The organism is Stutzerimonas stutzeri, assembly GCF_024448935.1.
GTDB classification, from domain to species: Bacteria; Pseudomonadota; Gammaproteobacteria; order Pseudomonadales; family Pseudomonadaceae; genus Stutzerimonas; species Stutzerimonas stutzeri_AO.
The window spans coordinates 1-8,369 of record NZ_JAMOIE010000140.1; the positions used below are offsets into that span (position 1 = coordinate 1).

The 8,369-nt window shown below is 60.6% G+C and carries 7 protein-coding genes; 6 read left to right on the top strand and 1 reads right to left on the bottom strand.

Translation table 11 applies throughout. From position 1 onward, the window contains the following. Positions 1-303: 303 nt before the first annotated feature. Positions 304-1,422: a glycosyltransferase family 4 protein gene (locus NA637_RS23355; protein ID WP_256074887.1), complete on the bottom strand. Its 1,119-nt coding sequence runs from the start codon at positions 1,420-1,422 to the stop codon at positions 304-306. 191 nt (positions 1,423-1,613) lie between these two features. Here NA637_RS23355 and NA637_RS23360 point away from each other — a divergent pair, with 191 nt between their 5' ends. The 6 genes from NA637_RS23360 to NA637_RS23385 all read left to right on the top strand — a co-directional run. Then, positions 1,614-3,353 carry a type I secretion system permease/ATPase gene (locus NA637_RS23360; RefSeq protein ID WP_256074888.1) on the top strand — a complete coding sequence of 580 codons (1,740 nt, stop codon included), beginning with the start codon at positions 1,614-1,616 and terminating at the stop codon, positions 3,351-3,353. A 25-nt stretch (positions 3,354-3,378) separates the two neighbouring features. Further along, the gene (locus NA637_RS23365) at positions 3,379-4,692 is read left to right on the top strand and encodes an HlyD family type I secretion periplasmic adaptor subunit (RefSeq protein WP_256074893.1); all 1,314 of its coding nucleotides are present in this window, start codon (positions 3,379-3,381) and stop codon (positions 4,690-4,692) included. Further along, positions 4,689-6,077, top strand: a complete 1,389-nt coding sequence (locus tag NA637_RS23370; protein WP_423836760.1) for a TolC family outer membrane protein — start codon at positions 4,689-4,691, stop codon at positions 6,075-6,077. The genes NA637_RS23365 and NA637_RS23370 overlap by 4 nt, the downstream gene beginning before the upstream one ends. Next, complete coding sequence (gmd, locus tag NA637_RS23375; RefSeq protein ID WP_256074889.1) at positions 6,074-7,120, top strand: GDP-mannose 4,6-dehydratase; 1,047 nt, start codon at positions 6,074-6,076, stop codon at positions 7,118-7,120. The genes NA637_RS23370 and gmd overlap by 4 nt, the downstream gene beginning before the upstream one ends. A gap of 73 nt (positions 7,121-7,193) precedes the next feature. After that, on the top strand, positions 7,194-8,018 hold the full coding sequence (locus NA637_RS23380) for an ABC transporter permease (protein ID WP_256074890.1): 825 nt from the start codon (positions 7,194-7,196) through the stop codon (positions 8,016-8,018). Then, positions 8,015-8,369, top strand: a 355-nt coding sequence (locus NA637_RS23385) for an ATP-binding cassette domain-containing protein (protein WP_256074892.1), incomplete at its 3' end; no start/stop codon positions are given. The genes NA637_RS23380 and NA637_RS23385, both read left to right, overlap by 4 nt.

Below are 8,369 nucleotides of genomic sequence, written 5' to 3' on the forward strand. Positions count from 1 at the left end.
TTCGCGGGCATGGCCCGCTCCTACGCGGTGCCCCGGGTTTTTGTAGGAACGGCCCATGGCCGCGAATGGCCCCGCACCGATGGTGAAACAACGGTTCGCGGGCATGGCCCGCTCCGCGGTGCCCCGGGCTTTGGCAGGAACGGCCCATGGCCGCGAACAGGCCCGCACCGATGGTTAAACAGCGCTTCGCGGGCATGGCCCGCTCCTACGCGGTGCCCCGGGCTTTTGTAGGAACGGCCCATGGCCGCGAACGGGCCCGCACCCGGCAGCGGCTGTTCCGTACACGCCCTCCGGCTCGAGTCGTTAGCGATGCTGCTCGATCACGCTGCGATACACGCGCGCGGTTTCGGCGCACATGCGTTCGGCGGTGAACAGCTGTTCGAATCGAGTGGCGGCATTGGCGCCGAACCGGCTCGCCAGCTCGGCGTCGTCCCAGAGTCGCCGCATCGCTTCCCGTAGCGCCAGGGGAGCGGCCGGCGGTACGGCCAGGCCTGTCGTCCCGTGAAGATTGACGAAAGTCGTTCCGGTGCCGATTTCGCACGAGATCATCGGTTTTCCATACATCGATGCCTCCAGCAACGAGATGCCGAACGCTTCCGACCGGAGATGGGACGGAAACACCATCGCGTGGCACAACTGAAGCAGGCAGGCCTTGTCTTCATCGTCCAGCCGCCCGAGGAACTGCACCTGTCGCAGCTGAAGTCGTTCAGCCTGGGCTCGGAGTTCTGCTTCTTGCGGGCCTGCACCGACAATCACCAGCGGATAATCGGTTCCATGCAGCGCCTCGAGCACGCTGTGCAGTCCCTTGTAATAACGCAGCACGCCCACGAACAAGAAGAATTTCGTTCCAACCCGCTGTCGCCAGCATTCGAGCTTGGCCGCCGAGCACTGCGGGTAGGCCGCTCGATCCAGGCCATAGGGGACGACCTCGACCTTGCTTGCATACTGCTGTAACACCGGGCTGCTGCGCTGGTAGTTCGGCGACGCCACCAGAATGCGGTCGACGCTGCCAAGGAACCGCTTCATCAACGGTCGGTACAGGGTCAACAGCGCGCGTTGCCTGACGATGTCGGAGTGGTAGCTCACCACTGAAGGGCGTCGGTGGCGTGTCATGAAATGCACCACATCCATGACCGGCCACGGGAAGTGGAAGTGGACCACGTCGGCTTCGGCCGCCATCTCGGCAAACATGCCGAACGCTTCCAGGGAAAAGCCGGTCGAGGCGACGAACAGATCCTGCTTGGCGCGTCTGACCCCATGGCCCGCCACCCGGATCCGCTCGGGGCGAGGCGCTGGGCTCAACGTCAGCACCTCGCCCGATACACCGTGAGCGCGACCACCCTCGCAGAGCTGGAAGATGACCTGCTCGATGCCGCCGGTCGTATCGGGCAGGTAGGTCTTGAAGAAGTGGAGGACGCGCATTGCTTTCCTGTATGTATGAGCGTGGCGACTGTGCCGGGCGGGGGCTGTCAGTGCCGCAGAGGCGGCTGACTCTACTGACGCCGTTCGGGTGCCGCAAGGACGGAAATTCGTCGCATCCATCCGGACCGCATTCAATGCGGCTGGCTTCGGTGATACACTCCGGCGCTTTTCAGCACCCGGCAGTTCGGAATATGCGTAACACACAGGAAAACGCCCTTAAGGTCGCGCTCAGGGCGTGCAAGGGAAGTTTCATTTCGGTAGGGTTCTTCAGCTTCTTTGTCAATGCCCTGATGCTGGTGCCATCGTTCTACATGCTGCAGGTCTATGGTCGGGTCGTGACCAGTGGCAGCATTTCGACGCTGGTCATGCTGACCCTGATCATGACGCTGCTGATGGCAACCATGGGTTCGCTTGAGTGGACTCGCTCGCGGATCATGGTGCGCCTCAGTACCCGTCTCGATGTGCTGCTAAGTCGCGATGTTTATCGCGCCAGTTTCAAGCGGGCGCTCGACAGCGGCGGCATGGACGCGTCGGCGCAGCCCCTCAATGACCTCACCGGGCTTCGCCAGTTCCTCACGGGCAACGGTCTTTTTGCCTTTTTCGACGTCCCCTGGCTGCCGGTGTATATCGGCGTGATGTTCCTTTTCCATCCCTGGTACGGGTGGTTCGCCATTGGCTGCGCAATTGTCTTGCTGTGCCTGGCCGTGGTGAACGAGAAGCTGACTGGCAAGGCGATCGCCGAAGCCAACAAGCAGAACATCGCCGCCAACCTGTACACCAACAAGAACCTGCGCAACGCTGAAGTCATCGAGTCGATGGGCATGCTCGAGACGCTCATGGGGCGCTGGGGCGCGCGTCAGCGCAAGGTGCTGCTGCTGCAATCGCAGGCCAGCGACAACGGCGGCATGATCACGTCTTTCTCCAAGACGTTCCGCATGCTGGTGCAGTCGCTGATCCTCGGGCTGGGCGCCTATCTGGCCGTTCAGCAAGAGATCACCCCGGGATTGATGATCGCCGGCTCCATCCTGCTGGGGCGTGCGTTGGCGCCGATTGATCTGATGATCGGCAGTTGGAAAGGCTTCATTGCGGCTCGCTCGCAATATGCGCGCCTCAACGAAATTCTCGACAAGCAGCAAGCCGAGCCCGAGCGTATGTCCTTGCCCGCACCCGAAGGTCACGTTCTGGTAGAAAATCTCATCGTCAGCGCGCCGGGCTCCAAAACGCCAATTTTGAAAAACATCAGCCTGGCCGTGCCCGCCGGCTCGGTGGTCGGCGTGATCGGACCCAGCGCATCCGGCAAGTCGACCTTGGCGCGTGCGCTACTCGGCGTCTGGGCGCCGCAGCATGGCGTGGTGCGACTCGACGGAGCGGACATAAACAACTGGGACAAGCGCGAGCTTGGACCGCATCTGGGCTACCTGCCGCAAGATATCGAATTGTTCGAAGGCAGCATCAGCGAAAACATCGCCCGCTTCCGTGACGTGGACCCGGAAAAAGTGATCCAGGCCGCCAAGACCGCCGGCGTTCACGAGATGATCCTGCAACTGCCCGAGGGCTACGACACGGTGATCGGCGCGGACGGCGTCAACCTGTCCGGAGGGCAGCGCCAACGGGTCGGATTGGCACGCGCCATCTACGGCAATCCACGCCTGATCGTCCTCGATGAACCCAACTCCAACCTTGACGAGGTGGGCGAAAGGGCCCTGGCGCTGGCCATCCAGCAACTCAAGACAACCGGCGCCACGGTATTCGTGATTACCCATCGCACCAGCATCCTGGCTCAGCTTGATCGCCTGCTGGTGATGAGCGGCGGTGCAATTGGCCTGTACGGGCCGCGTGACAAGGTCATGGCGGAGCTCAACAAGCAACAGCTTAGCGCCCAGCAGAAGATTGCCCAGGTAGTCCCTGGCACATCCTCGGCTCGTTCGTGACCGAGGAAGAAAGAGTATGACCAACATGAACACCGCTATCGACGAAAGCCTTTCCAGCTTGCCAGTGTCTGACCGCAAGGCCCGTATGGTTGGCCTCGTCATTGTACTTGTCACCTTTGGCCTGTTAGGCGGTTGGGCCACTTTCGCTCCGCTTGAGAGTGCCGCCTTGGCGCCCGGTGTGGTGACGGTGCAGTCTTATCGCAAGACCGTACAGCATCTGGAGGGCGGTATCGTCAAAGCGCTGCACGCACGTGATGGCGACATGGTCGAGGCCGGCGATGCGCTGATCGTGCTGGACGACACTCAGCTCCGCGCTGAGTACGGCATGACAAGCAGCCAACTGGTTGCTGCGCAAGCGATGGAAGCCAGGCTGCGGGCAGAGCGGGACGGTCTCGAGCAGATCGATTTCGGCGACATGCTGGAAAGCAGCAGCAAACGTGCCGTCGAAGCTCGCGATGGCGAGACGCAGGTATTCAACGCGCGACGTGGATCGCGGCTGGGTGAGGTTTCCGTGCTTGAAAAGCGAATTGGCCAGCTGAACGAGCAGATCAGCGGGCTGCACTCGATGATCAACACCAAGCGCAGCCTGGAGAGCTCCTACCAAAACGAAATCTCGGAACTCAAGCAGTTGTTGGCGGAGGGGTTTGTCGACAAGCAGCGCCTGCTCGAACAGGAACGCAAGCTGGACATGCTGAAAGCGGAAGTGGCGGATCACCAGTCCGAGATCACCAAGACCAAACTGCAGATCAGCGAAACGGAACTGCAGATATTGCAGCTCAACAAGGATTTCAACTCCGAGGTGGTCGGGCAGCTGGCCGAGGTCCAGACCAAGGTGTTCGACCTTCAGGAGAAGATGGCCGCGCTTGAAGACAGGCTCAGCCGCGTCGTCATTCGCGCGCCCGAGGATGGCATGATTCTCGGCATGAAGGTCCACACCATCGGCGGTGTGGTCAGCCCGGCCACTCCGCTGCTGGACATCGTGCCGTCGATCTCCGATCTCATCGTCGAGGCTCAGGTCTCGCCCATCGACATCGACCGAGTGAGCGTGGGCAAGCCCGCCGATATCCGTTTCAGTGCGTTCAACAGCGCGACGACGCCGGTTATCAAAGGCCAGGTGCGACACGTTTCGGCCGACCGGCTGATCAACGAAGAAACCGGAATGCCGTATTACCTAGCCCGTGTCACGCTCACCGAAGAAGGCTCGCGTGCCCTCGGGTCGCTCAAGCTGCAGCCGGGCATGCCGGCCGAAGTACTGATCAACACAGGTGAGCGCACCATGCTCCAGTACCTGATGCAACCCGCAACGAATGCGTTTGCCAGATCGATGATCGAGGATTGATCGTGCGGTTTTCCCTGCTGTTTTGTCTTCTGCTGGCATCCGTTGCCGCCCACGCCCAGGCCACTACGCCGCAGCCGACCTCCAGCGTGACGGCGTCAGCGTATTCGGCCAATCTGATGCAGCTGTATCGTGAGTCGCGCCTCGAGGATCCCCGTGTGCTCGCTGCGCATGCCCGTGCCCAGGCCGGCAGGGATCGCCAGCGCGAAGCCTTTGGCGGTTTGCTGCCGCAGGTCACGGCCAGCTCCGCTTTGAACCGCACCAGCCGTGAACTGCCCACCTATTCGGAGGCGTTCAGCAACGAGCGATACGCCCTTACGCTCAGCCAGCACCTTTACAACAAACAGGCCTGGGAGAACTACCAGGCGTTCAAGGCGCGTGCCCGACAGGGTGAGTTCGAGGCGATCGACGCCCAGGCAGAAGCGGCCGTCGATCTGGCGCAACGTTACTTCGTGGCGCTTGCTTCCGACGACGAGCTGGAGCTGGTGCGCGCCGAACTCCGTGCAACGCAGAAGAACCTGGATCGGGTCGAGGCGCTTTACGACCGGCAGTTGGCGATGGTGACCGATGTGCTCGACCTGCGTGCACGCGTCGACGCGCTGCTTGCACAAGAGGTCGAGGCGCGTAACCAGGTGCGTGTCAGCCGTGAGGAGCTGTCAGAGATCATCGGTCGCCCGGTCACGGAACGGCTCAGTCGTATCCGCGAGGACATCGAGCTGCGGGTGCCGGGTGAGAGCGTCGCGGCATGGGTCGAGCGCGCAGTGGCTGCCAACCCGGCGCTGAAAGCGCAGCAGGAAGCATTGACCGCTGCCGATGCCGCGGTGCGCGAGGCCAAGGGCGGCCATTATCCGTCGCTGAGCCTCAATCTCAGCGCTCAGCGAAGCGACGTGGGCTACGACAACAGCCTCGCTCCACGCTCGGACAGTTATGTCGCCAGCCTTGGCATCCAGCTGCCTATTTACAGCGGCGGATCAACGTCGGCCCGCAGTCGGGCACTTTACAGCGACCGGCTGGCGACCGAGCAGCAGCTCGAGGCGGTTCGCCGTGAAGTCGTAAAGGAAACCACCAGCGCCTATCTCACCGCGCAAGCCAGTGTTGAAAAGATCCGCGCAACGCGCAACGCGCTCGAATCGGCTGAAAAATCCACTGTGGCCACCGAGCGCGGCTTCGAATTCGGCGTGGTCAATTCGGTCGATGTCCTGACCAGCGTGCAGAACGAGTATTCCGCCCGACGGGATCTGCTCAGCGCTCAGTACGACTTCATCACCAATCTGCTGGTCATGAATCGCTGGGCTGGCAGCCTGTCCGAGCAGAGTGTTGAAAGTGTCAATCTGTGGCTGGCCGATGATGAAGAAGCGCGAGCGCTGGAACGGAAAACGACGGAATGAGCATGAGCAACAAGACCGCAATCGTCACGGGCATTACCGGGCAGGACGGTGCCTACCTTACCCGGCTGCTGCTGGAAAAAGGCTATAAGGTATTCGGCACCTATCGCCGGACCAGCTCGGTGAACTTCTGGCGTCTCGAAGAAGTGGGCGCCATCGGCCACCCGAACCTGGAGCTGGTCGAGCACGACCTGACCGACCTGGGCGCGAGCATCCGCCTGATGGAAGCCGCGCAGCCCGACGAGGTCTACAACCTCGCGGCGCAAAGTTTCGTCGGGGTGTCCTTCAATCAGCCGATCACCACCGCCGAGATCACCGGCCTGGGCGCGGTCAACCTGCTGGAAGCGATCCGTATCGTCGATCCGCAGATCCGCTTCTACCAGGCATCGACCTCGGAAATGTTCGGCGAAGTGCAGCAGATCCCGCAGACCGAAGTAACCCCGTTCTATCCGCGTAGCCCCTATGGCGTGGCCAAGCTCTACGCGCACTGGATGACCATCAACTACCGCGAGTCCTACGGCATCTTCGGCACCAGCGGCATCCTGTTCAACCATGAGTCACCGCTGCGCGGCAAGGAATTCGTCACGCGCAAGATCACCGATGCGGCGGCGCGCATAGCCCTTGGCCGGCAGGATTGCCTGCAGCTTGGCAACCTCGATGCCAAACGCGACTGGGGCTTTGCCAAGGAATATGTCGAGGGCATGTGGCGCATGCTGCAGGTCGATACGCCGGGCACCTTCGTGCTGGCCACCAACCGCACCGAGACCGTGCGTGATTTCGTCTCGCTGGCGTTCAAGGCAGTCGATATTCAACTGGACTGGCAAGGTAGCGCCGAAAGCGAGCGTGGGATCGACAGCCGCACCGGCAAGGCCCTCGTAACGGTCAACCCGCGCTTCTATCGCCCGGCGGAAGTGGAGCTGCTTATTGGCAACCCTGAAAAGGCCAAGGCGGCATTGGGCTGGGAGCCGAAGACCACGCTCGAAGAGCTGTGCAAGTTGATGGTCGACGCCGATCTGAAGCGGGTTAAAAGCAACAGATCCTTTTAGATCATTCCATGGTCGTTGTCGCTGGGGTCTATTTCTATGCGCTGGCCTTGGTCGCTCCTGGGTCGGCGATGGAATGTTCTTTGTTAACGAATGGAGCTGTCTTTTGAACATTAAAGTTGTTGAGTTATGGCAGGCGCGCCATTTTGTAAAAAACTCCATTCGTAATGAGTTCGTCACCCGGGTTGCTCGCAGTCGCTTAGGCCTTGTGTGGATTGTGATATATCCATTGGCTCAGGTCGCTATCTATGCTTTCGTTTTGTCCGCGTTGATGACTACCAAGCTGCCAGGGCTGCAGACCGTTTACGCCTACCCGATCTATCTGACTGCAGGTATCTTGGCCTGGACCCTGTTCGCAGAGGTGGTAGGCCGCTGCCTCAACGTGTTCATTGAGAACGGCAACCTGCTTAAAAAAATGGCATTTCCGCGTCTTGCGTTGCCGGCCATCATTACCGGCAGCGCGCTATTGAACAATACGCTCCTGTTCTTATCCGTCCTGCTGGTTTTCGCCATACTGGGCCATGTGCCGACGTTGAACTTGCTGTGGCTCCCCGTACTGACGCTCCTGCTTCTGGTGCTCGCGCTAGGGCTAGGGCTGACGCTGGGACTTCTGAACGTGTTCTTCAGAGACGTCGGGCAGCTGGTAACCATTGCGCTGCAATTCGGTTTTTGGCTTACACCGATCGTTTACACGCTGGACCTTTTTGAACCGGTGTACCAGAAGATGCTTCACCTCAACCCCATGACCGGCATCGTCCAGGGGTACCAGGCCATACTCGTGTTCGGTCGCGGTCCTGATTGGCAGCTTCTGATGTACCCCACTCTGTTTGCTGCTATTGCCATCTGCATGGCCGCTTTCTTGTACAGCCGGGCGATCGATGAAGTGGTGGATGTCCTATGACCTTTGCACTGCGTGTTTCTGGTATCGGCAAAGCGTTCAACCATTATCGTCGTGAGCGGCACAGGATGTTGGCCTGGTTTGGTTTGCCTGCCGCTGCGGCAGAGCGCCACTGGGTACTCAACGATATCGGCTTCGAGCTCGCGCCGGGCGAGGCCGTCGGCCTAATAGGCCTCAATGGTGCTGGTAAGAGTACCTTGCTCAAAATCATCACCGGTACGTTGAAGCCTACTACCGGCAGTGTGCAGATCAATGGGCGTATCTCTGCCATTCTCGAACTCGGAATGGGATTTCATCCCGAGTTAAGCGGCCGGCAGAACACGTACCATATCGCTGCAGCAATTCTCATTATGG

Coding starts and splice junctions, on each gene's coding strand:
- gmd (WP_256074889.1), top strand. CDS start 6,074: ATGAGCATGAGCAACAAGACCGCAATCGTCACGGGCATTACCGGGCAG.
- NA637_RS23355 (WP_256074887.1), bottom strand. CDS start 1,422: ATGCGCGTCCTCCACTTCTTCAAGACCTACCTGCCCGATACGACCGGC.
- NA637_RS23360 (WP_256074888.1), top strand. CDS start 1,614: ATGCGTAACACACAGGAAAACGCCCTTAAGGTCGCGCTCAGGGCGTGC.
- NA637_RS23380 (WP_256074890.1), top strand. CDS start 7,194: ATGTTCTTTGTTAACGAATGGAGCTGTCTTTTGAACATTAAAGTTGTT.
- NA637_RS23365 (WP_256074893.1), top strand. CDS start 3,379: ATGAACACCGCTATCGACGAAAGCCTTTCCAGCTTGCCAGTGTCTGAC.